General features: G+C 70.4%; 24 protein-coding genes. 18 read left to right on the top strand and 6 right to left on the bottom strand.

The features are described from left to right. Nucleotides 1-310: 310 nt before the first annotated feature. The 11 genes from ACTCB7_RS08180 (at nucleotide 311) to ACTCB7_RS08130 (ending at nucleotide 10,768) form a co-directional block, all read left to right on the top strand. The gene (locus ACTCB7_RS08180) at nucleotides 311-1,687 is read left to right on the top strand and encodes a V-type ATP synthase subunit B (protein ID WP_463006264.1); all 1,377 of its coding nucleotides are present in this window, start codon (nucleotides 311-313) and stop codon (nucleotides 1,685-1,687) included. After that, complete coding sequence (locus ACTCB7_RS08175; protein ID WP_224416002.1) at nucleotides 1,644-2,258, top strand: V-type ATP synthase subunit D; 615 nt, start codon at nucleotides 1,644-1,646, stop codon at nucleotides 2,256-2,258. Before ACTCB7_RS08180 ends, ACTCB7_RS08175 begins: the two co-directional genes overlap by 44 nt. Then, nucleotides 2,255-4,054, top strand: coding sequence for a V-type ATP synthase subunit I (locus ACTCB7_RS08170; protein WP_224416003.1), 1,800 nt, complete (start codon nucleotides 2,255-2,257; stop codon nucleotides 4,052-4,054). Before ACTCB7_RS08175 ends, ACTCB7_RS08170 begins: the two co-directional genes overlap by 4 nt. Next, nucleotides 4,042-4,488, top strand: a complete 447-nt coding sequence (locus ACTCB7_RS08165; RefSeq protein WP_163647889.1) for an ATP synthase subunit C — start codon at nucleotides 4,042-4,044, stop codon at nucleotides 4,486-4,488. The genes ACTCB7_RS08170 and ACTCB7_RS08165 overlap by 13 nt, the downstream gene beginning before the upstream one ends. A gap of 10 nt (nucleotides 4,489-4,498) precedes the next feature. After that, nucleotides 4,499-5,173 carry an ATPase gene (locus tag ACTCB7_RS08160; RefSeq protein WP_224416004.1) on the top strand — a complete coding sequence of 225 codons (675 nt, stop codon included), beginning with the start codon at nucleotides 4,499-4,501 and terminating at the stop codon, nucleotides 5,171-5,173. 13 nt (nucleotides 5,174-5,186) lie between these two features. Beyond that, nucleotides 5,187-5,873: a DUF2764 family protein gene (locus ACTCB7_RS08155; protein ID WP_463006263.1), complete on the top strand. Its 687-nt coding sequence runs from the start codon at nucleotides 5,187-5,189 to the stop codon at nucleotides 5,871-5,873. Continuing rightward, nucleotides 5,870-7,747 carry a V-type ATP synthase subunit A gene (locus tag ACTCB7_RS08150; protein WP_463006262.1) on the top strand — a complete coding sequence of 626 codons (1,878 nt, stop codon included), beginning with the start codon at nucleotides 5,870-5,872 and terminating at the stop codon, nucleotides 7,745-7,747. The genes ACTCB7_RS08155 and ACTCB7_RS08150 overlap by 4 nt, the downstream gene beginning before the upstream one ends. Before the next feature lie 138 nt (nucleotides 7,748-7,885). Continuing rightward, nucleotides 7,886-8,923, top strand: coding sequence for an ABC transporter substrate-binding protein (locus ACTCB7_RS08145; RefSeq protein ID WP_463006261.1), 1,038 nt, complete (start codon nucleotides 7,886-7,888; stop codon nucleotides 8,921-8,923). Further along, nucleotides 8,920-9,681, top strand: coding sequence for an ABC transporter permease (locus ACTCB7_RS08140; RefSeq protein ID WP_463006260.1), 762 nt, complete (start codon nucleotides 8,920-8,922; stop codon nucleotides 9,679-9,681). Before ACTCB7_RS08145 ends, ACTCB7_RS08140 begins: the two co-directional genes overlap by 4 nt. Next, nucleotides 9,669-10,469, top strand: coding sequence for an ABC transporter ATP-binding protein (locus tag ACTCB7_RS08135; protein ID WP_463006259.1), 801 nt, complete (start codon nucleotides 9,669-9,671; stop codon nucleotides 10,467-10,469). The genes ACTCB7_RS08140 and ACTCB7_RS08135 overlap by 13 nt, the downstream gene beginning before the upstream one ends. Then, complete coding sequence (locus ACTCB7_RS08130) at nucleotides 10,466-10,768, top strand: DsrE family protein (RefSeq protein WP_224416010.1); 303 nt, start codon at nucleotides 10,466-10,468, stop codon at nucleotides 10,766-10,768. Before ACTCB7_RS08135 ends, ACTCB7_RS08130 begins: the two co-directional genes overlap by 4 nt. Nucleotides 10,769-10,784: 16 nt before the next feature. Here ACTCB7_RS08130 and ACTCB7_RS08125 read toward each other — a convergent pair whose 3' ends face one another. Then, complete coding sequence (locus ACTCB7_RS08125) at nucleotides 10,785-11,663, bottom strand: DMT family transporter (RefSeq protein ID WP_463006258.1); 879 nt, start codon at nucleotides 11,661-11,663, stop codon at nucleotides 10,785-10,787. 184 nt (nucleotides 11,664-11,847) lie between these two features. On the opposite strand from ACTCB7_RS08125, the gene ACTCB7_RS08120 reads away from it, so the two are divergent. Then, nucleotides 11,848-12,441 (top strand): gamma-glutamylcyclotransferase, encoded by a 594-nt coding sequence (locus ACTCB7_RS08120; RefSeq protein ID WP_163647899.1) that lies wholly within the window; start codon nucleotides 11,848-11,850, stop codon nucleotides 12,439-12,441. A gap of 15 nt (nucleotides 12,442-12,456) precedes the next feature. Here ACTCB7_RS08120 and ACTCB7_RS08115 read toward each other — a convergent pair whose 3' ends face one another. Beyond that, on the bottom strand, nucleotides 12,457-12,630 hold the full coding sequence (locus ACTCB7_RS08115; RefSeq protein ID WP_163647900.1) for a hypothetical protein: 174 nt from the start codon (nucleotides 12,628-12,630) through the stop codon (nucleotides 12,457-12,459). Between the two features lie 233 nt (nucleotides 12,631-12,863). On the opposite strand from ACTCB7_RS08115, the gene ACTCB7_RS08110 reads away from it, so the two are divergent. Further along, nucleotides 12,864-15,389, top strand: a complete 2,526-nt coding sequence (locus ACTCB7_RS08110) for an EAL domain-containing protein (protein ID WP_224420427.1) — start codon at nucleotides 12,864-12,866, stop codon at nucleotides 15,387-15,389. Nucleotides 15,390-15,392: 3 nt separating this feature from the next. Here the strand turns inward: ACTCB7_RS08110 and ACTCB7_RS08105 are convergent, their stop codons facing one another. Continuing rightward, nucleotides 15,393-17,081 (bottom strand): methyl-accepting chemotaxis protein, encoded by a 1,689-nt coding sequence (locus ACTCB7_RS08105; protein ID WP_463006257.1) that lies wholly within the window; start codon nucleotides 17,079-17,081, stop codon nucleotides 15,393-15,395. A 161-nt stretch (nucleotides 17,082-17,242) separates the two neighbouring features. On the opposite strand from ACTCB7_RS08105, the gene ACTCB7_RS08100 reads away from it, so the two are divergent. Further along, complete coding sequence (locus tag ACTCB7_RS08100; RefSeq protein WP_463006256.1) at nucleotides 17,243-17,740, top strand: TspO/MBR family protein; 498 nt, start codon at nucleotides 17,243-17,245, stop codon at nucleotides 17,738-17,740. Nucleotides 17,741-17,779: 39 nt separating this feature from the next. On the opposite strand, the gene ACTCB7_RS08095 is transcribed toward ACTCB7_RS08100, so the two are convergent. The 3 genes from ACTCB7_RS08095 to ACTCB7_RS08085 form a co-directional block, all read right to left on the bottom strand. Beyond that, entirely contained in the window at nucleotides 17,780-19,654 is a 1,875-nt protein-coding gene (locus tag ACTCB7_RS08095) for a methyl-accepting chemotaxis protein (protein WP_463006255.1), read from the bottom strand. A gap of 183 nt (nucleotides 19,655-19,837) precedes the next feature. Next, a complete protein-coding gene (locus ACTCB7_RS08090; protein ID WP_224416016.1) occupies nucleotides 19,838-20,266 on the bottom strand; it encodes a host attachment protein in 429 nt (142 codons plus the stop codon). Nucleotides 20,267-20,441: 175 nt separating this feature from the next. Continuing rightward, the gene (locus ACTCB7_RS08085) at nucleotides 20,442-21,062 is read right to left on the bottom strand and encodes a response regulator transcription factor (protein ID WP_463006254.1); all 621 of its coding nucleotides are present in this window, start codon (nucleotides 21,060-21,062) and stop codon (nucleotides 20,442-20,444) included. 203 nt (nucleotides 21,063-21,265) lie between these two features. Here ACTCB7_RS08085 and fdhF point away from each other — a divergent pair, with 203 nt between their 5' ends. From fdhF to ACTCB7_RS08065, 4 genes are all read left to right on the top strand, one after another. Further along, on the top strand, nucleotides 21,266-24,244 hold the full coding sequence (fdhF, locus tag ACTCB7_RS08080; protein WP_463006253.1) for a formate dehydrogenase subunit alpha: 2,979 nt from the start codon (nucleotides 21,266-21,268) through the stop codon (nucleotides 24,242-24,244). Further along, nucleotides 24,244-24,819, top strand: coding sequence for a hypothetical protein (locus tag ACTCB7_RS08075; RefSeq protein ID WP_224420422.1), 576 nt, complete (start codon nucleotides 24,244-24,246; stop codon nucleotides 24,817-24,819). The genes fdhF and ACTCB7_RS08075 overlap by 1 nt, the downstream gene beginning before the upstream one ends. 151 nt (nucleotides 24,820-24,970) lie before the next feature. After that, nucleotides 24,971-25,423, top strand: a complete 453-nt coding sequence (locus ACTCB7_RS08070; RefSeq protein WP_224420421.1) for a hypothetical protein — start codon at nucleotides 24,971-24,973, stop codon at nucleotides 25,421-25,423. A gap of 172 nt (nucleotides 25,424-25,595) precedes the next feature. After that, nucleotides 25,596-26,525 (top strand): AEC family transporter, encoded by a 930-nt coding sequence (locus ACTCB7_RS08065; RefSeq protein WP_163647909.1) that lies wholly within the window; start codon nucleotides 25,596-25,598, stop codon nucleotides 26,523-26,525. Nucleotides 26,526-26,533 lie beyond the last annotated feature (8 nt).

The raw sequence follows: 26,533 nt of genomic DNA, 5'->3' as shown, positions 1-26,533 counted from the left end.
TGCTCCCGCCTCTCCCCCCTGAGCTCGTTCCTCGAGCCACCGCCCTGCCACGCTTGATCCATATCAAGACTCGCGCGTTTTATGGGGCTGAGTGACAGCAGCGAATCCTTGCCGCCCACCTGAATCACGGCAAGCAACCCTGAAAAATCAGACGGATAAATGAACCCCTTCCGCTCGCGACGGCGAATCCGCGACGATTGGGGATTACGCTGCAGCGCAGTATGCTGGACCCGGGTCCACGACGGTGCCGGGCGCGCCGCGGCCCACCCTCGTCAACCGGGGCGGCCCGAGCCGCCGAAGGAGGCGTCGCATGGCGGAAACCGTCACCTCGTTTCAGGGCATCACCGCGATCGTCGGCGACATCGTCGAGATCGACGTGGCCGCCGCCCGGCGCATGGGGCTGATGCCGCGCAACCGCGAGCTGGCGCTGATCGAGCAGGACGGCCGCCCCTTCTCGCTGGCCCAGGTGGTGCGCCTGGCCCACGACAGTGCCTCGCTGCAGGTGTTCGCCGGCACAAAGGGCCTGTCCAGCCGCGCCGGCATCCGCTTTCTCGGCGAGATGCTGCGCGCCATCTACTCCGAGAACATCTACGGCCGGGTCTTCGACGGTGCCGGCCGTCCGATCGACGGCGGCCCGAGGCTGGCCGACGATCGCCGCATCGCCATCGCCGGGCCCACCGTCAATCCCATGTCTCGGATCCTCGCCTCGCGCATGATCCGCACCGACATCCCCATGATCGACGTCTTCAACTGCCTGGTGGAGAGCCAGAAGATCCCCATCTTCTCGGTGCCCGGCGAGCCCTACAACGCCCTGCTGGCGCGCATCGGCATCCAGGCCGACGCCGACGTGGTGGTGTTCGCCGGGCTGGGGCTGATCTTCGACGACTTCCACACCTTCCGGCAGGCCTTCGAGGACGCCGGCGTGCTGTCGCGCACCGTGATGTTCGCCAACCTGGCCTCCGACCCGGTGGTCGAGCGCACCCTGATCCCCGACCTGGCGCTGGCGGTGGCCGAGCGCCTGGCGGTCGAGGAGGGCAAGCGGGTGCTGGTGCTGATGTCCGACATGACCGCCTTCGCCGACGCCCTCAAGGAGATCGGCATCGCCATGGAGCACATCCCCTCCAACCGCGGCTACATGGGCGATCTCTACTCGCAGCTGGCGCGCCGCTACGAGAAGGCCTGCGACTTCCGCGGCGCCGGCTCGGTGACCATCCTCTCGGCGACCACCATGCCGGGCAACGACGTCACCCACCCGGTGCCCGACAACACCGGCTACATCACCGAGGGGCAGTTCTACCTCCACGACGGCATGCTCGATCCGTTCGGCTCACTGTCGCGGCTCAAGCAGCACGTGATCGGCAAGCAGACCCGCGAGGATCACGGCGCGCTGATGAATGCCATGATCCGCTACTACGCCGAGGGCGTGGAGGCCGAGCAGAAGCAGGCGATGGCCTTCGAGCTGTCGGATCGCGACCGCCGCCTGATGCGCTTCGCCGCCGCCTTCCGCGAGCGCTTCATGCGCCTCGACGTGCGCCAGCCGCTGGAGGCGGCGCTGGATGCCTGCTGGGCACTGCTCGCCGAGTGCTTCACGCCCGACGAGGTGGTGATCAAGCAGTCCCTCAAGGAAACCTACTGGCCCGAGCATGCAGACACCCGCCCTCAACAAGAGCTCCCTGAGTCGTCTTGAGCGCCAGCGCACGCTCTACCGCCGCTACCTGCCGGCGCTGGAGATGAAGCAGCGCACCCTGCTGATCCAGCGCCAGCAGAGCGCCGAGCACCTGGCGACCCTGCGCGAGCGTGCCGAGCGCCAGCAGGCCGCGGTGGGCCGCGAGCTGCCGATGCTCGCCGATACCGACGTTCCGCTGGAAAGGCTGGTGCGGGTGGCCACGCTGCGCCTGGGCCGCGAGAACCGCGTCGGCGTGAGCCTGCCGACGCTGGCCGAGCTGACCCTGGAACGCACGCCCTACGACCGGCTGGTCCAGCCGCACTGGATCGACACCCTGGTCGAGCGCCTCGAGACCCGCCTGCGCCTCGAGGTCGAGACCCGCGTCGAGGCGCGTCGGCTCGCGCGCCTCGACGACGCCGTGCGCACCGTCACCCAGCGCGTCAACCTGTTCTCCAAGGTGATGATCCCGCGCGTCGAGAAGGCCATCGCCCGCATCGAGCTGTACCTCGCCGACCAGGAACGCGCCGCGGTGGTCCGTGCCAAGCTGGCCAAGCGCAAGCTCGCCGCCGGCGGGCGGGAGGCGACGCGATGAGCATCGCCCCCATGCAGCGGGTGACCCTGATCGGCCTGGCCGAGCGCAAGCGCGAGATCCTGCGCCGCCTGCAGGCGCTGGGCGTCGCCCACGTGATCATGCGCGGGGAGGCCGTCGAGGAGGACCGCCGCGAGCACCTCGAGCTGCGCGCGGCCCTCGACTACCTGCTCGACAGCCCGCTGCGTCGCCGCCTGCAGCGCCCCGCCGAGACGCCCGAGCTGGCAAAGCTGCTCGAGACCATCCACACCAACCGCCGCCGCCGCGAGGACGTCGTCGACCGCCTGACGCTGCTGCGCCGCCACCGCCGCGCCCTGGCGCCCTGGGGCGAGTTCCGCTTCCCGCCGCTCGAGGAGCTCGGCGGCCGCCGCCTGTGGCTCTACCTGGTGCCGCTCGGCCGCCGCGAGGCGATCGACGCCATCGCGCTGCCCTGGGCGATCGTCAACCGCGACCACCGCAACCTCTACCTGGTGGTGATCGCCGCCGACGAGCCGACGCCCGAGCAGGTGCCGTTCGCCCGCTCGCACACCGGTGGGCGCTCGCTGACCGATATCCGCGCCCTCGAGCAGGCCGCCCACGGCGAGCTCGAGGAGCTCGATGCCGAACGCTACGTGCTGACCCGCTGGATCGCCAGCCTCGCCGACCAGCTGGCCCGCGCCGCCGACGACGCCGAACTGGGCCGGGTGATGCGCGAGGGCGACGACGACGGGCGATTGTTCGTGCTCGACGCCTGGGTGCCGCGCCGCGCGATGACGACGCTCAAGACGCTGTGCCGCGACGGCGACGTGGCGCTGCGCGAGCGAGCGCCGCGCCCCGACGAGGAACCGCCGGTGCTGCTCGACAATCCCGAGTGGCTGGCCGGCGGCGAGGAGGCGGTGAAGTTCTTCCAGCTGCCGGGCTACCGCAGCGCCGACCCCTCGGCGATGGTCTACGTCTCGTTCGTGCTGTTCTTCGCCATCATCCTCGCCGACGCCGGCTATGCGCTGGCCTTCGGCGCCCTGGTGTGGCTGGCCCGGCGGCGCTGGAAGCGCAGCGTCATCGGCCGCCGCCTGGGCAGCATGGGCCTGGCGATGAGCGGCGGCGCACTGCTCTACGGCATCCTGCTGGGCAGCTACTTCGGCCTCGCTCCGCCGCCGGGGTCGCCGCTCGCCGCCCTGCAGTGGCTGTCGATCGACGACTTCGGCGCCATGATGACGCTGTCTATCGCCATCGGCGTGCTGCACCTGATCGCCGCCAACGCCCTGGCCGCCTGGTACGCCAAGCCGCGACGGCTGGCGCTGGGCAACCTCGGCTGGATCCTGCTGCTGGGCGGCGGCTTCGCGCTGTGGCGCGTCACCCAGGGCGCGCTGGCGACGCCGCGGCTGCCCTGGCTGGCCCTGATGGCCGGCGGCGCGCTGCTGGTACTGCTGTTCTCGCGGGCGACGCCGTTCGACGGCTGGCGCCACGCCGCCCAGCGCCTGGGCGGCGGCCTGATCTCGCTGGGCGGGCTGTCGCAGGCCTTCGGCAACGCGCTGAGCTACATGCGCCTGTTCGCCCTGGGGCTGTCGAGCGCCTCGCTGGCGGTCACCTTCAACCAGCTCGCCGTCGACGCGGGCCACGCCGCGGCCGGCGCCGGCCCGCTGCTGTTCCTGGTGGTCCTGCTGCTCGGCCACGCCCTCAACTTCGCGCTGGCGCTGATGGGCGGGGTCGTCCACGGCCTGCGCCTGAATCTCATCGAGTTCCTGCGCTGGGGCATCAAGGGCGAGGGTCGCCCCTATCAGGCATTCGCCAACAAGGAGGAATCGACGTGGATCAAGTGATACTCGTGCTCGGCTGGCTCGGCATCTACGCCCCGGTGGCGCTGGGCACCATCGGCAGCTCGATCGGCTGCACCCTGGCCGGCCAGGCCGCGGCCGGGGCGATGCTCGACGTCGAGAGCGGCTACGGCAAGTACATCGGCCTGGCGGCGATGCCCTCGACCCAGGCGATCCTGGGGATCGTCATCATGTTCTCGCTCAATCGCGGGGTGACCCTGACCAACGCCCCGGGCCTGGCGGCGATCGGGGTGCTGTCGGGCGTGGCGCTGCTGTTCAACGGCGTCTACCAGGGGCGCTCGCTGGTCAGCGCCATCGACACCGTCAAGAACAAGCCCGAGGTGTTCGGCCTGTCGCTGGCCCCGGCGGCGATCGTCGAGGGCTTCGCGGTGTTCACCTTCGTCTTCGCCCTGGTGCTGAGCGGCGCCCTGCCGCAGTGAGGAGCGCGTCATGAGCACACCGTCACAGCCCGACAGCCACGGCATCCAGGCACTGCTCGACACGCTGCGCGAGCAGGGCGTCGAGGCCGGCCAGCAGGAGGCCACCCGGCTGGTCGAGGAGGCCGAGCAGCGCGCCGCCTGGCTGGTCGACCAGGCCCGCGAGGAGGCCGCGCGACTGACCCGCGAGGCCGAGGAAGAGGCCGAGCGGCTGCGCGAGGCCGGCCGCCAGGCCCTGACCCTGGCCTATCGCGACCTGTGCCTGACCGCTCGCGACACCTTCAGCCAGCAGTTCGCCGGCGAGCTGGAGACGCTGATCCACGACACCCTCGACGACCCGGAGCTGCTCGCCCGGCTGATCCAGGAGGCGGCACGCCGCGCGCCGCTGCCCGAGGACGCCCGCGGGGAGGCACTGCTGCCCTCGCGGGTGGTGGGCATCGACGAGCTGCGCGAGAACCCCGAGGCCCTGCACGAGGGCGCCCTGCCGGCGCTGCTCGCCCGCGTCGCCCGGGCGATGCTCGAGCGCGGCATCGTTCTCAAGGGCGACGACGCCGTCGAGGCCGGGGTGCGCTTCGTGCTCGACGACGGCCACATCCATGTCGATCTCAGCGACCGGGCGATCGCCGGGCTGCTGCTGCGCCACCTCCAGCCGCGCTTCCGGGCGCTGCTCGAGGGCGTGATCGCCTGACCGGGAGCCTGCCGTGGCCGACGACGCCTACCGCTACGTCACCCTGCTGTGCGCCCTGCCGGCGCTGCGCCGCCCCTTCCACTGGGAGCGCCCGCCGATCTCGCGGGTCCGCCTCGAGCAGCGCCTGGCCATGCTCACGCCCGGCGACCGGGCTCGGATCGCGCGCATCGAGGCGCTAATCCGGCCGCCGCGGGCCGACCCGCCGCCGGACGCCGCCGCGCTGCTGTGCGACGCCGCCCGGCTGCTCGCCGAGCTCGACTCGCCGCCGCTGCGCGAGTGGCTGCACTGGTGGCTGAGCCTGAAGGTGCTCACCGCCGCCCTGCGCGCCCGTCGCGACGGCCAGGCCGACCCCGGCGTGCTCGGCGAGGCGCCGCGGGTGGGCCGTGCGCTGCGCGAGCACTGGACGCACCCGACCTTCGCCCTGGCCCACCAGCACCCCTGGCTGGAGACCCTGGCGCCGCTGATCCAGGCCGGCGACGCCGCGGCGACCGAGCAGGCCCTTCTGGAGCTGGCCTGGCAGTATCTCGACCGCCGGCGCCCCGAGCCGCCCTACGGGCTCGCGGCGGTGGTCCACTACCTGTTGCGCTGGTCGCTGGTCGAGCGCGGCTGCCAGCGCGACGAACGCCGGGCCGGCGAACGCTTCCGGGCGCTGCTCGACGCCATCCCCGATCTGGACGCATCCCTCGAGGCCGACTCATGACCGCCACCGTTCCCGACACCCCGGACGCCACCGCCCACGTGATCGCCATCAACGACGACGTGGTCACCCTGCGGCTCGACGATCCCGACGCCGGCCGCTGGGTCAAGAACGAGGTGGTCCATCTCTGCCTGCCGCCCGACCCGGGCATGGAGCGAACCCACCTCGAGGCCGAGGTGCTGCGGGTGCGTGGCGCCGAGGCCGACGCCCAGGTCTACGAGGACACCGCCGGGGTCGGCATCGGCGACCCGGTAATCCAGAGCGGCGAGCAGCTGGCGGTGACGCTCGGCCCGGGGCTGCTCGGTCAGGTCTACGACGGCCTGCAGAACCCGCTGCCGCGGCTCGAGGCGATCGGCGGACGCTTCCTGCAGCGCGGTCTCGACGTGCCGGCGCTGGACCGCCAGCAGCGCTGGTCGTTCGAGGCGACGGTACGCAGCGGCGACCGGGTGGTCGCCGGCGACGTGCTGGGCAGCGTTCAGGAAGGGCGCTTCGCCCACCGTATCTTCGTGCCCTTCGGCTGGGCGGGGCGCTTCACGGTATCCTGGGTCCAGGCCGGCAGCGTCACCCTCGACGCGGTGATCGCCCGGCTGCGCGACGACAACGGCAAGGAGCACCCGGTGACGCTGGCCCAGCGCTGGCCGGTGCGCCGACCGCTGACCGCGACCCTGCAGGCCGATGGCCGCACGCAGCGCGCCTACCCGGACACCCCGCTGACCACCTCCCTGCGCCTGATCGACACCTTCTTCCCGATCGCCAAGGGCGGCACCGCCTGCATCCCCGGGCCGTTCGGCGCCGGCAAGACGGTGCTGCAGAACCTGATCTCGCGCTACTCCGACGTCGACATCGTGATCGTCGTCGCCTGCGGCGAGCGGGCCGGCGAGGTGGTCGAGACCATCAACGAGTTCCCCCAGCTCGCCGACCCGCGCACCGGCGGCACCCTGATGGACCGCACGATCATCATCTGCAACACCTCGTCGATGCCGGTGGCCGCCCGCGAGGCATCGATCCACACCGGCATCACCCTCGGCGAGTACTACCGTCAGATGGGCTACGACGTGCTGCTGATCGCCGACTCCACCTCGCGCTGGGCGCAGGCGATGCGCGAGACCTCGGGGCGCCTCGAGGAGATCCCCGGCGAGGAGGCCTTCCCCGCCTACCTGGAGTCGTCGATCCGCCAGCTCTACGAGCGCGCCGGGGTGGTCCAGACGCCGGCCGGCGACACCGGCAGCCTGACGCTGATCGGCACCGTCTCGCCGGCCGGGGGCAACTTCGAGGAGCCGGTCACCCAGGGCACCCTCAACACCGTCAAGACCTTCCTGGGGCTGAGCTACGACCGCGCCTACCGGCGCTTCTACCCGGCGGTCGACCCGCTGATCTCCTGGTCGCGCTACCGGGATCAGCTCGACCCCTGGTTCCGCCGCGAGATGGGCAACGACTGGCGCCGCCGCGTCGAGCGCCTGCAGCAACTGCTGCGCGACGGCGACGACATCCAGCGGATGATGCAGGTCACCGGCGAGGAGGGCATCAGCGACGCGGACTTCCTGACTCACCAGCAGGCGGCGCTGGTCGATCGCGTCTACCTGCAGCAGGATGCCTTCGACCCGGTCGATGTCTCGACGCCGCTGGCGCGTCAGAAGGCGATGCTCGAGCTGCTCGACCACGTGGTGGCGATGCGCGGCCCCTTCGCCGACAAGGCAGCCATCCGCGCGACCTTCACCCGCCTGACCGACCTGTTTCACAACCTGAACGGGACCGCGTCCGACAGCGACACCTATCGCCAGTACCGCGATCGCATCGAGGCCCTGGCGAGCGGAAAGCAGGACGCCGCGGAAACACCCGCGCCAGAGCCCGACGACAGCGAACGCGACGGGACCTAACCGGCCACGACGGCGGTCATCAGGCTCACCCCGACAACGAGGAATATGGTTATTCCAAGATCATAGAGGCAGAAATTTCTTCGCGGGCGGCGAGTCGCTATAGTTTCGGGCCTGACAACAACCGCCCGGAGATCCCCCATGCGACGACTGTTCCAGTGGGTCGGCGCGCTCGCGCTGACCGCCCTGCTGCCGAGTGCCGCCCTCGCCCAGGATGACAGGACCACCCTCGAGGTCGGCTACATGCCGATCCTGCCGGTGGCCCAGCTGTTCGTGATGGAGGGCGCCGGCTGGACCGACGAGGCCGGGCTCGACCTCAAGCTGACGCGCTTCTCCAGCGGCCCGGCGATGGTCCAGGCGCTGGCCTCGGGCAAGCTCGACGTGATGAATTTCGGCATCGGTCCGGCGATGGTCGCGCGTGCCAACGGCGTGCCGCTCAAGGTGGTGGCGTCCAGCATCCAGGAGCAGATCGGCCTGATCGCCCGCGGCGACTTCGCCGACGCCTTCGACGGCAACGACGCGGCGACCGCCATCGCCCGCTTCACCGAGGAGCACGACCGCAAGCCCAAGATCGCCACCTTCCCCAGCGGCTCGGTGCCCTACACCGTGCTGCGCTACTGGCTGCAGGAACAGGTCGGCGTCGATCCCGACGCGGTCGACATCGTCACCATGGGCGCCTCGCGGGTCCAGCAGTCGCTGCTCGCCGGCGCGGTGGATGCCGCCTCGACCCTCGAGCCGATCTTGAGCGTCGTCCAGGGCCGCGACCCGGATGCCCGGGTGGTGGCCCGCGGCAGCGACATGCTGCCCAACCAGCCCGGCGCGGTGCTGGCGGTGCGCGAAGCGGCGATGAAGGACCACCCCGAGGCGATCAAGAAGCTGGTCGCCCTGCACGTGCGCGCCACCAAGCTGCTCCAGCAGCACCCGGAACAGGCCGCGCCCTATGTGCGCGACTTCGTCGGCAAGCGGCTGATCAGCGAGGACACCGTCAAGACCGCGCTGGCCTCGCCGTCGTCCAACTACCTGGCCGACCCGCACGCCATCGTCGACGCCACCCGCACCATGGCCGACTTCCAGAAGCGCATCGGCACCCTGAAGAAGCCGGTGGACGTCGACGCGCTGTTCGACACCTCGATCTATGACGCCGTGACGGCCGGGGCCGGGGAGAGCGAGACGCCATGAAGCGCCTGGCGCGCCACCGACGCACCCTGATCAGCGCCGCCAGCCTCATCGGCCTGGTGGCGCTGTGGGAACTCGCCCTGCGGCTGGGCTGGCTGCCGGGCAACCTGGTCCCGCTGCCGTCGTCGATCCCCGCCGTGCTGTGGGCCGAGATCCACGACGGCATCTGGCTCGAGGTGGTGCTGGCGAGCCTGTCGCACTACAGCGTGGGGCTGGCGATCGGCTCGGTACTGGGCATCGCGGTGGGGGTCGCCGCGGCGCTGGTGCCCACCTTCGACGCCGCCCAGAGCTGGCTGGCGCGGCTGCTGCGCCCGATCCCGCCGCTGGCCTGGATCCCCTTCGCGATCATCTGGTTCGGCGTCACCGAGACCGCCGCGGCGTTCATCATCAGCATCGGCGTGTTCTGGATCAATTACTTCACCAGCTACAGTGCGGTGCGTGCCGTCGACGACGGCTACTACGAGGTCGCCCAGGCCTTCGGCCAGGGCCGCTTCACCGCGCGGCTGGCCAAGATCAGCCTGCCGGCGGCAGCACCGGGCATCCTCGGCGGGCTGCGCGCCGGGCTCGGCCAGGGCTGGATGACGGTGGTCGCCGCCGAGCTGTTCGGCATCCCCGGCATCGGCCAGCGCATGATGGAGGCCTCGGGGCTGCTCGCCACCGACGTGGTGGTGGTCTACATGCTGACCATCGCCGCGCTCTATGCGCTGTTCGATTTCCTGTTCATGAGCATCCAGCGGAGGGCCCTGCGGTGGCAGAACTGACATCCCCGAGCCCCGCCGCCGACGCGGTGCTCTCGGCGCGCGGCGTGCGCCTGGGCTTCGCCGGCGACGTGGTGCTCGACGGCGTCGACCTGGACGTGGCCCCGCGCGAGTTCGTCGCCGTGGTCGGCGCCTCGGGCGTCGGCAAGTCGACCCTGCTGCGCGCCCTGGCCGGCCTGCTCACGCCGCAGCACGGCGAGGTGCACCTCTCCGCCGCCGGCGAGCCGGCGAGCCGCGCCTGGTCGATGGTCTTCCAGGCGCCGCGGCTGTTCCCCTGGCGGCGGGTGCGCGCCAACGTCGAACTGGGCCTCGAGGGGCTCGGCCTGTCGCGGGCCGAACGCCGCGCCCGGGCCATGGCGCCGCTGGAGCTGGTGGGCCTGGCCCCGCTGGCCGAGCGCTGGCCGCGCACCCTCTCCGGCGGCCAGCAGCAGCGCGTGGGCATCGCCCGGGCGCTGGCGGTGAAGCCGCGGGTGCTGTTCATGGACGAGCCGTTCTCGGCGCTCGACGCCCTGACCCGCCAGCGCCTGCAGGGCGAGCTCGCCGAGCTGCGCCGGCGCAGCGACGCGGCGATCGTCTTCGTCACCCACGATATCGAGGAAGCAGTGCTGCTCGCCGACCGCGTCGTGGTCCTGGCCAAGCCCGACGAGCACGCCCCGGCCGGCGTCCGCGACATCGTCACCGTCGACCTGCCGCTCGACCAGCGTCGCGGGCAGGCCGGCTTCCGTGAATACGTGCAGCGCCTGGAACAGCATATCGGCGTTGCCGCCACCCACGAGGAAACCCCGTCATGAGTACGCTTCGTGTCCTGCTCCACGCCCCCACCGCCGACGGCCTGGCCCGGGCGCGGCGCAACGCCCGCAACCTGATCAAGTCGCGCCCCGGTGCCGAGGTGCTGATCATCGCCAACGGCGGCGCCGTGGCCGCCGCCCTGGCCGAGCCCGACCCGGACAGCGACGGCTGGCTGCGCCTGTGCCGCAACACCCTGAATGCCCAGGGGCTCGACAAGCCCGCCGGGCTCGAGGAGGTCGAGGCTGCCGTGGTCACCCTGGCCGAACTGCAGGCCGACGGTTGGGCCTACATTCGCGCCTGACCCGCCGCCCGGGCCGTCAGGTACTGCTGGGCCGGGCCTTGATCGCCACCCGCCGCTCGTGAAGGGCGATGGCCAGGCCGCTGGCGATGATCACCCCGGCGCCGACGAAGACCCAAACATCCGGTACCTCGCCCCACAGCCACCAGCCCAGCAGTACCGCCCAGACCATCGCCGTGTAGTCGAAGGGTGCGGCCAGCGCGGCGGGCGCGTAGCGAAAGGCCAGGGTGATGAACGACACCGCGCCCATGCCCAGCACCCCCGAGCAGATGAACCCCAGCCAGTGGATGCCCTGCGGGGTGCGCCACACGCTCGGCAGCAGCAGGGCGCTGACCACCAGCGGCACCAGGGTGGCGTAGAAGACCATCGCCCACAGGCGCTCCTTGCCGCCGTAGCGCCGCGCGGTAATCATCATCAGCGCATAGCAGATTGCCGCCCCGATGACGATCAGCGCGCCCCACTGGAAGCCGGCCGCGCCGGGGCGCACCACGATCAGCACGCCGAGAAACCCCACCAGCGACGCCAGCGCCGGCAGGCGCTCGACCCGCTCATGAAGCAGCGGCCCGGAAAGCAGGGTGACGAACAGCGGCGCGGCGAAAGCGATCGCCGTAGTCTCGGCCAGCGGCAGCAGGGTCAGCCCGGTGACGAAGCAGAACATGGTGCCGGTGAAGATCAGCCCACGCAGCAGGTGCACGCCCGGCCGGCGCGTCTTGAGCGCCGGCCAGCCACCACGCCACCACGCCAGCAGGCCAATCAACGGCAGCGAGATCAGGGTGCGGAAGAAGATGATCTGAATCGGATCGTAGGTGCCGCCCAGCCACTTGGACACCGCGTCACCCAGCGCCAGACAGAAGACGCCGGCACACATGATCAGGATACCCAGCAGCGACGATGACATCTCGACCTCCACGACGAGCGATGGCCGCGAGTGCGTCGCGGCCATCGACAGGAAACGGACCGGCCGTTCGGCCGGCCTTCGAGCATAGCCGAACGGGCTACGCACCGCGATGGTGCAAGCGCTGCCAGGAGTTGGTAAAACGACACCCCGTCCTATCCCTCGAACCACCGGAGATGCCAGGCCGATGACCCTCGACACCACCGCGCTCAATCGCCGCATGACCCACTTCGACCAGCACGACTCGGTGTGGCTGTTCGGCTACGGGTCGTTGATCTGGAAGGCGGGGTTTCCCTACCGGGAGCGGCGCCCGGCGTCGATTCGCGGCTGGACGCGACGCTTCTGGCAGGCATCGCACGATCATCGCGGCACGCCCGAGGCGCCGGGTCGGGTGGCGACCCTGGTCGCCGAGGCAGGCGCCGTCTGCCACGGCATGGCCTACCGCATCACGCCGGACGTGTTCGCGCCGCTGGACGTGCGCGAGAAGAATGGCTATCTGCGCGTGATCACGGAATTGACGTTCGCGGATGGCGGGCAGGACACCGGCGTGGTGTATATCGCCGGCGAGGACAACGCGGCCTTTGCCGGCCCGGCGCCCGAGTCCGAGATCGCGCGGCGGATCGCCGCGTCGCACGGACCCAGCGGCGCCAACCGGGACTATCTCCTGAAGCTGGCCGAGGCACTGCGCGAGCTGGGTGTCGACGACCCCCACGTCTTCACGCTGGAGCGCGAACTGCTCGCCCTGCTGCGTGACCGGCCGGGGCGGGCCGACGGGGCCTGAGGATCAGGTCGGGATTCAGCGGGCCTCGCCGCCGTCGCTTTCCTTGCCGGCGATGCTGGTGGTCACGCCGGACGTGCCGTGGACATCCTGAAACGCGTTCGCCTCGCTTTCGGTGACGACGGTGAACGGCAGCATGGCGGAGACGACCACGGCGGCCAGCATGGAGAAAAGGCGATTGAGTACCTTCATGACACCCTCCTTCGGTGGTGTGCAGGGTGCGGCGTTTCGCCGCAACCAGACTGATAGCTTGCTACCTATCAGAGGGGCTCGTCAAGCCGGCCGCCGAATAAATCGCAACAAAACTGACACCGTTCCTTGAAGCCACGAAAAAATCAATGACTTGCAGAGACAGGCTTGCCTTGGCATGGCACTCGGATATGCTGGACACCGTCCCGTAACCTTAACGTCCGCAAGAGTCCGCCATGCCGCACAACCTGCCCATCGAGCACATCATGCAGACCGGCCTGCTTACCTGTTCCCCGGCCACGCCCCTGCACACGGCGGCCGCGCGCATGGCCGAGCGCCGCTGCAGCTCGATGCTGGTGGTCGAGGGCGAGCGGGTGGTCGGCATCTGGACCGAGCACGACAGCCTGCGGGTCGACTTCGCCGATCCCGTCTCCCTGACCCGCCCCATCGCCGCGGTGATGAACCCGTCGCTGGTCACCCTCTCGCCCGACACGCCGATCGGCGAGGCGGCGGTACGCTTCAAGAACGACGATCATCACCACGCGCTGATCGTCGATGCGGCCGACAAGCCGCTGGGCATCGTCTCGCGGACCGACGTGGTGCTGCGCCAGGGCATCGAGCCCTATCTGAAGCTGCGTGACGTGAGCGCGGCAATGCGCCCCGTCACGCAGGTGGTGGCCCACGACGCCTCGCTCGACGAGACTGCCGAGACCATGCGCCGCCAGGCAAGTGACGCGGTGATCGTGCGCTGCGGCACGGATCTGGGCATTCTCACCGAGCGCGACCTGGTGCGTTTCATCGCCCACCACCCCGGTGCCACTCCCGTCGGCGAGCTGGCCAGCCAGCCATTGCTGACGGTGCGTCGCGACGACGTGCTGATCCATGCCCGCGACCTGCTGATCGACCATCACGTGCGTCATCTCGCGGTGCTCGACGAGGCCGGGGCCGTGATCGGCCTGCTGGGCTTCGAGGACATGCTGGCCGGCGCCGAGCAGCTCTATCTCGATGACCTGCGCCAGGCCCTGGAACAGCGCGATCATGCCCTGGCCCAGTCGCGCAAGCACCTGCAGCTGGCCGAACGGGTCATCGACTCGTCGCTGGAGGGCATCATCATCACCGACGCCCGGACCCGCATCGAGTTCGTCAACCCGGCCTTCACCCACATGACCGGCTACACCCTCGAGGAGGCGGTCGGTCGCACCCCGGCCATGCTCTCCTCGGGGCGCCACGACGCCGCATTCTATCGGCAGATGTGGGAGGCCCTGCAGAGCCGGGGCTTCTGGCGAGGCGAGATCTGGAACCGGCGCAAGAGCGGCCAGCTCTATCTGGAGCTGCTGACCATCACCGCGATGCGCGACGAGCAGGGCGAGATCACCAACTTCGCGGCACTGTTCAACGACATCACCCACCTGCGCGAGAACGAGGAACGCGTGCGCCGGCTGGCCTACTACGACGCCCTGACCCAGCTCCCCAACCGGCGCCTGCTGGAGGACCGGCTCTCCCTGGCGATCCGCCACGCCCACCGCCAGGACCAGCCCCTGGCGGTGGTCTTCATCGACATCGATCACTTCAAGCAGGTCAACGACAGCCTCGGCCATGCCCTGGGCGACGAGCTGCTGGTACAGGTCGCCCGGCGTCTGTCGGCAGAGCTGCGCGAGGATGACAGCCTGGCGCGGCTGGGCGGCGACGAGTTCATCGCCCTGCTGCCCGAGGTCCGCTCGCCCGCGGAGGCCGCACGGGTGGCACGACGGCTGATCGACACCATCAGTTCGCCCTTCACGCTCGGCGGTCGCCAGTTCCGCATCGGCTGCAGCGTGGGCATCAGCCTCTACCCCACCGACGGCGACGATGCCGAGTCCCTGGTGCACCATGCCGACGCGGCGATGTACCGTGCCAAGCAGGAGGGCCGCAACACCTACCGCCTGTATCGCGCCGACATGCATGCCCAGGACAGCCAGCGGCTGGCCCTGGAAACCGCACTGCGCAACACCGCCGAGACCGGTGACGGCCTGGTGGTCCACTACCAGCCCCTGTTCGACCGCGACAGCGGTCAGATCCGCGGGGCCGAGGCGCTGGTGCGCTGGCAGCATCCGACCCTGGGGATGATCTCGCCCGGCGACTTCATTCCGCTGGCCGAGAGCTCGGGGCTGATCCTGCCCCTGGGCGAGCAGCTCATCGACGTCATCATGGGCCAGCTGCGCGCCTGGCACCAGGCGGGGCTCGACCCGGTTCCGGTGGCGATCAACCTCTCGCCCCGCCAGTTCTGGCAGAGCGGGCTGGCCGAGTGGGTCGGCCAGCGCCTCGCCCATCACGACCTGCCTGCCAGACTGGTAGGCTTCGAGCTGACCGAAAGCTGCCTGCTCGACCAGTCGCAGGCAGCGGCCGCCATACTCCGGGGCCTGCAGTCGCTGGGCTGCTTCACCGCCATCGACGACTTCGGCACCGGCTACTCGTCGCTCAGCTACCTGCAGGACCTGCCGTTCAACGAGCTCAAGGTCGACCGCACCTTCATCCGCCGCCTCAACGACGGCACCCGCAGCAGCCGCGCCATCCTCGGCGCGGTGACGGGGCTGGCCAGCGAGCTGGGCCTGACGGTGGTCGCCGAGGGCGTGGAAACCGCCGAGCAGCTCGAGCGGCTAAAGCCCTACCAAATCGACCTGATCCAGGGCTTCCTGATGGGGCGGCCGTCTCCCGCCGCCACCTTCGCCGACACCTGGCTGGCGCCGCGACGCATGACGGCGGATGACGCCAGCGATCGCTAGACCCTAGAACTCGCTCCACTCCGGCTCATCGCTGCCGGTGTCCGCTACCGTCTGACGACGCCGGGGAGCCGGGGCGTCCTGGCTCACCGGTGTCGCCCGGCGGGTCTCGTCGGCGGCCGCGCTCGGCAAGGCCCGGGCCGGCGTGCCGCCCTCCAGGCGGAAGCGCGCGATCATTTCCGCCAGGCGTTGCGACTCGCCACGCAGTGAACCGGCCGCGGCACTGGTCTCCTCCACCAGCGAGGCATTCTGCTGGGTCACCGAATCCATCTGGGTGACCGCCGCGCCGACCTGCTCGACCCCGGCCTTCTGCTCACGGGCGGACATCGCCAGCTCGTCGATCAGCTCGGCGACGCGGCGAATCGAGGCCACCACCTCGTGGATCTTTTCCCCGCTGCGACCGGCCTGGGCGGAGCCGGAGGTGATCGTCCGCGAGATCTGCTCGATCATGCCACGAATCTCCCGCGACGACTCGGCGGTGCGGGTCGCCAGGGTACGCACCTCGCTGGCCACCACGGCGAAGCCACGGCCGTGCTCGCCGGCGCGGGCCGCCTCGACCGAGGCATTGAGCGCCAGGATGTTGGTCTGGAAGGCGATCGAGTCGATGACCTCGATGATCTCGCCGATCTGCTTCGAACTCGACTCGATCTCCTGCATCAGGGCCACGGTCTGCTCGACCTCGCCGGCGCCGCTCTCGGCCTGGTCGGCGGCCGTGCTCGACAGGTTGTTGGCCTGTTCGGCGGTCTCGGTGTTCTGGCGTACCGTCGAGGCGATCTGCTCCATGCTCGAGGCGGTCTCCTGCAGTGCCGAGGCCTGCTGCTCGGTACGCGACGACAGATCCTCGCTGCCCGCGGCGATCTCCGCGGCGCCGGTGGCCACGGTGTCGCTGCTGGCCTTGAGGGTGCCGACCAGCTGCCGGAGCCCGGCCTGCATGGATGCCATCGCCGTGTAGAGCTGGCCGATCTCGTTGTCGCGCCGGCTACGGATGTCACTGGTCAGATCACCTTCGGCGATGCGTTCGCAGTGCGCCACCGCGGCGTCCAGGGGTTCCAGCAACCAGCGCTTGACGGCCACCATGACCGCCGCGAACAGCACGACCGCCAGGCCCATCAGCACCAGCCCCAGCACATTGGCCAGGCCGGCGAAGCTCGCATCCTCGGCGATCAGGGTATTGCCACGCTTCTCGGCGTAATGCACGAAGGCATCGACGGCGTCGGCGAACCGGCCGTAGTTCTCGAGGAAGGCGTCATCGTTGGCGAGCAGCGCCTGCACGTCACCGGCCTCGAGTGCCTTGAGGAAGGGGGCGCTGACCGCCTGCTGGTAGGCCTCGGTGATCGCCTTCACGTAGGACTGCCGCTCGCTGCCCGCCGGCAGGTCCACCTGCTCGAACTGGGCGAAGCGGGCCGTCGCCTGGTCGAAGGAACGCTGTGCCTTCTCGAGCCAGGCCTGCGCCTCGGCCTCGTTGCCGCGCTGCTGGAAGTTCTCGAACTTGACCAGCCGGGTCTGCCCCTGGGCCAGATTGACCTGGGTGCGGTTGAGGGTGTTGACCTGTTCGACGTTGATATCGGCCAGCTCGTGCAGGCCGCGGCTGCTCACGTCATGGGCGTAATAGCCGAGCCCGCCGATCAGGACGATCATCAGGGCCATCAGGCCGAAGGCCATGAAGAGGCCTTGCTTCACTGACAGGTTGCGCATGAGTCATGTTCTCCCTCGTCATCCCGGAGGGATGCACGAGCCGGATGAGTGGGATATGGATACACAGATACGGATACACAGAGAAGAAGAATCGGCAGGACTGCCAGGAACTTTAACAATTACTATACTAAGTACACTTCAGACTTGGACAGGGAGGGTTCATGCCCGTACCTTCGCGGCGCCGTCAGGGCGCCGGACTCCTCGGCTGGTTCGCGGTGTGCTTCGCCGCCGCCGGCATCGGCGCGGTCGCCTCGGTGAATGCCGCCACCTTCTACGCCCGTCTCGCGCAGCCAGCCTGGGCGCCGCCCGCCGCGGCCTTCGGTCCGGTGTGGACGACCCTCTATGCGCTGATGGCCATCGCCGCCTGGCTGGTGTGGCGCCAGGCCGGGTTTCGCGACGCGCGCGGCGCGCTGACGCTGTTCCTGATCCAGCTGGCGGTCAACGCCGTGTGGAGCTGGCTGTTCTTCGTCTGGCACCTGGGGGCCGCCGCCTTCGTCGGCACGCTTGCCCTGTGGGCGCTGATCGCGGCGACGCTGGTCGCCTTCTGGCGGGAGAGTCGGCCGGCGGGCGCGCTGCTGCTGCCCTACCTGGCCTGGGTCACGCTGGCCACGGCGCTGACCTGGCACGTCTGGCAGGCCAATCCGCAGCTGCTCGGCTGAACCGGGGCGGGCCGCCGGCGCGACCCGCCCGCTGTCGCCTCAGACCGTCTCGGTCAGTGCCCGCGGCGCCGGTGACGAGGACGCCGTGGATCCGACGCCCGGCAGCGCCTCGCGGGATCGGGTACTCAGCGTGAAGCCACCCACGGCCGCGGCCAGCCGCCGGGCCTGGGCGCGGAGCTCCTCGGCGGCGGTGGCGGTCTGGCCGACCATCGCCGCGTTCTGCTGGGTCGCCTGATCCAGGTCGGCCACCGCCTGGTTGACCTGGCCGATGCCCTGGCTCTGCTCGCGGGTCGCGGCGTTGATCTCGCCGAGCACGTCGGTGACCCGCTTCACGCTGTCGACGATCTCCTCCATGGTCGCCCCCGCGGCGCGGACCCGCTCGGTGCCACTGCGGGTCTTGGTCGCGGAGGCGTCGACCAGCGCCTTGATCTGGCGCGAGGCGTCGGCGCTGCGGCTGGCCAGCTGGCGCACCTCGCCGGCCACCACCGCGAAGCCGCGGCCCTGCTCGCCGGCCCGCGCCGCCTCCACCGAGGCGTTGAGCGCCAGCAGGTTGGTCTGGAAGGCGATGCCGTCCATCAGCGTGACGATCTCGGCGATCTGCCGCGACGAGGCCTCGATGTCGTCCATGGTCTGCACCACCTCGCTCATCGCCTCGCCGCCCCGCGAGGCGACGTCCGCCGCCGAGGCGGCCAGCTGATCCGCCTGGCGTGCCGAGTCGGCGGTGTGCTCGACGGTACCGGCGAGCTCTTCCATCGATGCCGAGGTTTCCTGGATGCTCGACGCCGCCGACTCGGTACGGGCCGAGAGATCCTGGCTGCCGTGGGCGATCTCGGAAGAGGCGGTGCTCACCGAGTCGCTGCTGTCGCGCACGTCGATCAGCACGTGCTCGAGCTTGTCGACGAAGCGGTTGAAGCCATCGGCGATGCGTGCCACCTCGTCGCGCCCCTGGGCCGGCAGGCGCCGGGTCAGGTCACCGCTGCCCGAGGCGATGTCCTCGAGGGCGTCACGCACTCGCTCGAGCCCGGCGAGCATGCGCTTGAGCCACAGCCCCAGCAGTACCGCCGCAGCCCCGGTGGCGATGACCAGGGTGATCAGCAGCGTTTTCAGGACAGCCTGCAGCCCGGCGGTGGCCTGGGCCTGGTCGAGCGCGACGCCCAGCCGCCAGTCGGTGCCGGCGATCGGCGTCACCGCCAGCCGCTTGGTACGGCCGCCGACGTTCACCGCCTGCCAGCCGTCCCCCGCGGCCAATCGGTCCAGCAGCGCGCCGTCGAGCGACTGACTCAGGGTGGAGAGCGGCTTGAGCGTCAGCGAGGTGTCGGGGTGGGCGATCAGGGTATCGCCGGTACTCAGGAAGGCGAAGCTGTCGGGGGTCGGCCGGATCGCCGAGACGGTGTCGACGATCTTGTCGATCATCACGTCACCGCCGATCACGCCCCACAGCGTGCCGTCGCGCTCGACCGGCGTGGCAAAGGTCACGATCGGCTTGCCGCTGCTGGCGTCGATGTAGGGCTTGGAAACGATGGTGTGGCCGGCGGCCTTGGCCGCCTTGTACCAGCCGCGCTCGCGGTGGTCGTACTTCGCCGGCGGCTGCCAGCCGTTGGACGAGACGAAGCGGCCGCCCGGGGTCCCCACGTAGGTCATCTCGAAGCCGCCGGCCTCGGCCAGCTGGACCAGCGCCGCCTGCATGGCGCCGCCGGTCACCGGCTGGCGGGCCGCCTCGATCATGGCGCGCCGGTCGGCGATCCAGGTCTCGATGGTGTCGCGGCTGCCGTCGACCAGGGTGGAGAGGTTGTCGTCGAGGGTGGTTTCGTAATGGGCGCGGATGGTGACGTAGCTCACCGCGCCGGCCGCCAGCATGGCGACGGCGATAATGGCCACACAGGCCACCTGCAGGCGTCGTTTCAGGGAGGACATCGGAAGTCTCGCTCAGGCCGGAAGTGTCGGGGTCGTTCTTGTTATCGGTCGTGGGCTGCATGGGCCCTTCCCGGCTATCGGCAGCTTCCCCGGCAACTTGAATCGAGAACCGCGCCCGACATTCCCGCACACGACACCGCCGGCCCGGAGGCCGGCGGCGGAAAGGCTGGAAGACGGCGAGCGTCAGGCGTAGGGCTTGCCCAGCGTCTCGGCAATCTGCTCCTTGGTCGCCTTGGACAGGTCCTTGTCGAGCTCCTTGACCACCAGCTTGCGCGTCGCGTCATCGAGCTTGTCGCGCAGCTGACCGAGGAAACGCGGCTCGGCGATAATCACGAAATGGTCCGCCTTGCCCTGCGAACGCGCCTGCTTGAGGTAATGGGCCACTTCCTTGGCGAAGAACATGGCGTGCTTCTCCAGGGTGGCATCGGCGTTGCCGGTCTGGCGCAGGTGGGCGCCGCCGCCGGCATCGCCCTTGCCGCCGGTGCGCAGGTCGCCGATGTGCTCGCGGCTCTCGGGATGGACCAGATCCTCGACTTCGCGCATCACGCCGGCGGCGTGGGCGAAGACCCGGGCGCGGGCCGCGTCGGTGGCGATGATGTAGGTGGTACTCATGGAGTCTCCTTGTTCCGTGATAACCGCTGGCTCAGCGTCGATGACACGCCGCTCCGATGTCCGGAACGGCGACTGAACGGGCACACCGCCCCTCCCGGGCGGCCTTCCCCTTCAGGATGGGCGATAGCGATACGCCAAGCAACGTCGATGCGCGCTTCCGGCGGCGACGGCGCCTTCACGGCGTCTCGCAGAGCATCCAGCCGCGCACCAGGGCCGCCAGCGAGCCCACCTCGAACTTGGCCATGATGTGCGCACGGTGCAGCTCGACCGTCTTGGGGCTGATGCCGAGCTTCGCGGCGATCGCCTTGCTGGTGTCGCCGTCGACGACATGCGCGAGCACCTCCCGCTCGCGGGGCGTCAGGCGCGCCAGGCGCTCGCGCATGACGCGCCGGCGATGCCGCGAGCGACGGCGCGTCAGGTGGTGCGACACCATCCGGCAGACCCGCTCGCGAAGCCGCTCGCCATCGACGGGCCGCAGCAGCACGTCCGCCGCCCCGGCGCGCATCGCCTCGAGCCCCAGTGCGGCATCGTCGCGCCCGGCCAGCAGCAGCAGCGGTGGCGCCTCGTCGTCCCGCACCGCCAGGCGCCGCTGCAGCTCGAGGCCGGTCATGGTGGGCAGGCGCAGATCGCAGACCAGGCAGGCGGCCGCGTCCATGCCGGGCTGCCAGGCGTCCAGAAAGGCGCGACCGCTGGCGTGGCGACGCACCGGCCAGGGCAGCCGGCCCGTCCAGGCCTCGGGCAGTGCCAGCGGCGCCAGGCCGCTTTCGACCAGATGAACCGCGGCGGTGGTTGGCATGACAGCTCCTCGGTGTCCCCTCCATGGCACGACGCCGATGGGCTCGGCGCCCCTACAGCCTAGACGCTCGACCTGGGGTTTTCCCCTATGGCGGGCCCGGGCGCGAGCCTCTTTACTGAAAGGCTGAATGGATTCCGATAACGATACGCGGCCGGAAACCGACGACCGGCCCGACCGTGTCTCTCTGGACGGGAGCAACCACCATGCACGACGAGGCGCAAACGGAAGCGCGCTGCACGATCCATGTCGACGGCCGGCCCCTCGAGGCCATCCCGGGCGAGCCGCTGATCGCCTGCCTGGAACGTCACCGGATCGACCTGCCCCACCTCTGCTACCACCCGCAGCTCGGCCCGCTGGAAACCTGCGACACCTGCTGGGTGCAGACCGACGACGGCCTGACCCGGGGCTGCACCCTGCAGGCCGGAGAGGGCCTGGCCATCGAGCTGGCCCCCCGGGAGGCCGATGACGCCCGCCACGAGGGCATCGACCGGGTGATCGCCCGCCACGAGCTGTACTGCTCGGTGTGCGAGAACAACAACGGCAACTGCGAGGTGCACAACACGGTGCGCGACATGCGCGTGCCCGGCCAGCGCTACCCCTACGAAGCCAAGCCCTACGCGAAGGACACCTCGCACCCCTTCTACACCTACGATCCCGACCAGTGCATCCTCTGCGGACGCTGCGTCGAGGCCTGCCAGAACCTCGAGGTCAACGAGACGCTGACCATCGACTGGGAACGCGACCACCCGCGCGTGCTGTGGGACGGCGGCGAGGTCGCCGACCAGTCGAGCTGCGTGTCCTGCGGCCAGTGCGTCACCGTCTGTCCATGCAACGCGCTGATGGAGAACGACATGCTCGGTCGGGCCGGGCCGCTGACGGCGATGCCGTGGGACATCAAGCGCCCGCTCACCAACGCCATCAAGGGCCTCGAGCCGACCACCGGCTTCGGGCCGATCTTCACGCTCTCGGAGCTCGACAGCACCCAGCGCCACGCCGACATCCAGCGCACCAAGACGGTATGCACCTACTGCGGGGTGGGCTGCTCGTTCGAGATGTGGACCCGGGGCCGCGAGATCCTCAAGATCCAGCCCACCGAGCACGGCCCGGCCAACGGCGTGAAGACCTGCATCAAGGGCAAGTTCGGCTGGGACTTCGTCAACAGCGAGAAGCGCCTGACCCGGCCGCTGATCCGCGAGGGCGATCACTTCCGCGAGGCCAGCTGGGACGAGGCGCTCGACCTGGTGGCGCGTCGGCTCGGCGAGGTCCGCGACGCCCACGGCCCCGACGCCCTGGCCTTCGTCGCCTCGAGCAAGTGCACCAACGAGGAATCCTACCTGACCCAGAAGCTGGCCCGGGCGGTGATCGGCACCAACAACGTCGACAACTGCTCGCGCTACTGCCAGAACCCGGCCACCACCGGGCTGTTCCGTACCGTGGGCTACGGCGGCGACTCGGGCAGCATCCAGGATCTGGAGATGGCCGACCTGATCCTGATGGTCGGCACCAACACCGCCGAGAACCACCCGGTGATCGCCTCGTCGCTCAAGCGCGCCCAGAAGCACCACGGCCAGCAGCACATCGTCGCCGACGTGCGCCGTCACGAGATGGCCGAGCGCGCCGACCTGTTCCTGCAGCCGCGCAACAGCACCGACCTGGTGTGGCTGTGCGCGGTGACCCGCTACCTGATCGACAACGGCTACGCCGATCGCGACTTCATCGACGCCCACGTCCACGGCTTCGAGGAATACCGCCGCTCGCTGGCGCCGTTCACCGTGGCCTACGCCGCCGAGATCACCCGCCTCAGCGAGGCAGCGATCATCGAAGCCGCCGAGCGCATCGGCCGCGCCGAGCGGGTCTGCGGCGTGTGGGCGATGGGCGTGACCCAGCACACCTACGGCTCCGACACCAGCACGGCGATCTCCAACCTGCTGCTGGTCACCGGCAACTACGGCCGCCCCGGCACCGGCGGCTACCCGATGCGCGGCCACAACAACGTCCAGGGCGCCAGCGACTTCGGCTCGCTGTGCAACATCTTTCCCGGCTACCAGTCGGTCGAGGACGCCGAGGCCCGCGAGCACTGGCGCCGCGGCTGGGGCGTCGACTGGCTGCCGGAGAAGGCCGGCTTCAACAACCACTCGATGATCAACGCGGTCAGCGAGGGCAAGCTCCGGGCGATGTACATCATCGGCGAGGAGAGCGCGCTGGTCGACGCCAACGCCAACCACGTGCGCGAGAACTTCGGCCGGCTGGACTTCATGGTGGTGCAGGACATCTTCTTCTCGCGTACCGCCGAGTACGCCGACGTGGTGCTGCCGGCGGCGCCGAGCGTCGAGAAGGAGGGTACCTTCGTCAACACCGAGCGGCGTATCCAGCGCCTCTACCAGGTCATGGAACCGCTCGGCGACGCGCGCCCCGACTGGGCGATCCTCGCCGACCTGGGGCGGCGCCTGGGACACCCCTGGCACTACGCCCACCCGTCCGAGATCATGGACGAGGTGGCCGCCCTCAGCCCGCTGTTCGCCGGGGTCAGCTACGAACGACTGGAAGGCTGGAAGTCGCTGCAGTGGCCGGTGGCCGCCGACGGCACCGACACCCCGCGCCTTTACGAGGACCTCGAGTTCCACTTCGACGACGGCATGGCGCGCCTTCATCCGCTCGTGTGGCGCGACTCCCCCGAGCGCATCGACGACGAGTACGACCTGCATCTCAACAATGGCCGCGTCCTCGAGCATTTCCACGAGGGCAACCTGACCGGCGCGGGGCGCATCAATGACAAGCTCGCGGAAGTCTTCGTCGAGGTCAGCCCCGAACTGGCCCGCGAGCGCGGCGTCGAGACCGGCAGCCGGGTACGGCTGACCTCGCGGCGCGGCGAGATCGAGCTGCGCGTGCTGGTCACCGAGCGCGTCGTCGGTCACGGCCTGTACGTGCCGCTGCACACCCGCGAAGGCAACGTCAACCGCCTGACCGGCGATCACGCCGACGTCGCCGTGGAAACGCCGGCCTACAAGGAGATCGCCGTGAAGATGGACGTGCTCCAGGTCGACGGCCCCTCGCCGCTGCCGCGCAACAATCACCGCAACGGCCGGCGCATCCCGATCCACGACATCGGCGTCGAGCGCAAGTGGGCGCGCAGCGACTACCACCGCCCGCCCCAGGCATCCACCGACCCGGAGCGATTCTGATGGCCCAGGCAATCAAGTCCGACCGCGTCCCCGCCGGCGCCCTCGGCGGCAAGACGGCGCCCGACGCCCACGACGAACTCGCGCGGCTGATCGACAACCTGCACCGCCGCCAGATCTTCCGCCTGCTCAACGACGCCCTCGAGTCGCTGCCGGAAACCTCGCGGCTGATCGCGGGGGAACTCGAAAGCGAGGGCGGCGTGCGTGGCGGCGCCAACCTCTTCGTGCTGCTGCGCACCCTCGGCCGGGTGCCGCCGGAGGACCTGCAGCGCTGGCTCGACGCCGCCGCCCGGGGCATCAGCGCCGCCTCCCGCGAGGAAGCCCGCGAGGCCTATCCGGCGCCCGGCGTGCTGGGCGTCAAGGACCTGCTCCACGACGAGGCGCTGTGGCACTCGCTGAGTCCGCTGCTGGAGGGGCTCAAGGCCTTCACCGGCGAGCTGCAGGCGGCGGCGGATTCGTCGCCGGGCCCCGCGGAGGGCTCGCGTCCCGACCCCGAGGAGGGCGCCGACCTGCCGCCCCGGCGCGCCGGCAGCGGACGCGACCCGCAGGAACAGGAGGAATCGCCGCACCGGGAGTGAATCGTCGTCGCCCATCGTGGGATTTCGCGCCGACACGGCCGCGGTGTTAGTATCAACTAACCGGCAGGGACTGCCGGACCGCGACCGCGTCGCCCGTCCCGGCGCCCCGGGGCGCCCTGCAAGACGCGATGACCAAGGAGAGAGATCCACGATGCGCGACTTCCTGCTGCTGCGCCGCCCCCTGCCGCGACGCACCCTGGTGCTCTGTCATGTCACGGCCCAGCTGGCCCTGCTCGTCACCGCGCTGGGCTGGCTGGCGCTCCACGCCCCGGCCCTGAGCCGGGACGGCTGGGTGGCGGGCTGGCCGAGCTGGGTGATGGCCGTCAGCCTCTGGCTGCTGGCCAGCGTCGGTGTGCGCCTGCTCGCCGAACTGCTGATGCTGCCGCACCGCCTGAGCGACCCGCACGGCCCCGGTGCGGTGATGACCCGGGCGATCGACCGCCGCCCGGCGGTTCACGACCCCGAGCAGCGCTGGGTCAACGCCGTCTCGCCGGTCGCCCCGGCCGAGGCGGTGGGCGAGCCCCGCGTCACCCGCCGCGAGCCCTCGCTCAAAACACGCCTGCACGGCGCCGACGATGACTCGCCCAGGGCGGCCGGAGGCTGAGACGCTCGCAGCGGCGCTTCTCCCCGCCGACATGGACGACGTGAGCAAACCCCCTTAGGCTAGAAAGCTTTCTGCCAGCCGACGGAACACCTCGCGCCGCACCGGCCCCGTCGGGCGGCGCCGCCCTGCCCGCCAGGGTGGCGCCACGCAACACGATGGGGAAGCTGCGCCAATGTCGTCGGTCGTCAATGTCATCCTGCCCATCTTCGGGCTGATCCTGGTGGGCTACGTGTGCCGCCGCACCGAACGGCTGGGCGAGACCGCCGCCTCGGAGCTCAACCGCTTCGTCGTCTGGCTGTGCCTGCCGGCACTGCTGTTTCGCGCCACGGCCACGGCGACCTGGGCGGAGGTCTGGCACCCCGAGTTCATCGCCGTGGTCGCCATCGGCACACTGGCCATCTTCGCCCTGACCCTCGTCTACCGGCGGCGCGCGACACGCCATCTGGTGGATGCCAGCATCGACGCCCTGGGCGCCGCCTACGCCAACACCGGTTACGTGGGCATCCCGCTGAGCCTGCTGGTGCTGGGCGACCCCGGCCTGGAGCCGGCGCTGATCGCCACGCTGTTCGTGGCCTGCGTGCTGTTCGGCCTGGCCGTGGTGTGCATCGAGGTGGGGCTGCAGAGCGAACGCTCCGCGGCCCGCGCCGGCCTCAAGGTGGGCAGGGCGCTGGCCCGCAACCCGCTGGTGGTCTCGCCGATCCTCGGCGCCCTGTGGGCGATCGGTGGCCTGTCGCTGCCCCACGCCGCCGACACCTTCCTGCGTCTGCTCGGCGACGCCACCACCCCCGCTGCGCTGGTCTCGCTGGGGCTGTTCCTGGCCCGCCGCCAGCCCGGCACGGCCCAGGGCACCCTGGGGCTGGTCGGCCTCAAGCTGGTCGCCCACCCGCTGATCACCTGGGTGCTGGCCTACCACGTCTTCGCCCTGCCGCCGCTCTGGGCGCAGTCGGCGCTGCTGATGAGCGCCCTGCCCACCGGCACGGGGCCGTTCATGCTGGCGGAGTTCTACCAGCGCGAGGCCGCGGTGGTCTCGCGCACCATCCTGCTGACGACGCTCGGCTCGCTGCTCACGCTGTCGCTGTGCCTGTATCTGCTGCAGGGGTGAGGGGTGAG

The sequence above is a fragment of the Modicisalibacter sp. genome (assembly GCF_055145905.1).
Note: the sequence above shows the minus strand (reverse complement) of the source record. Positions and strands in the feature narration are given on the sequence as shown.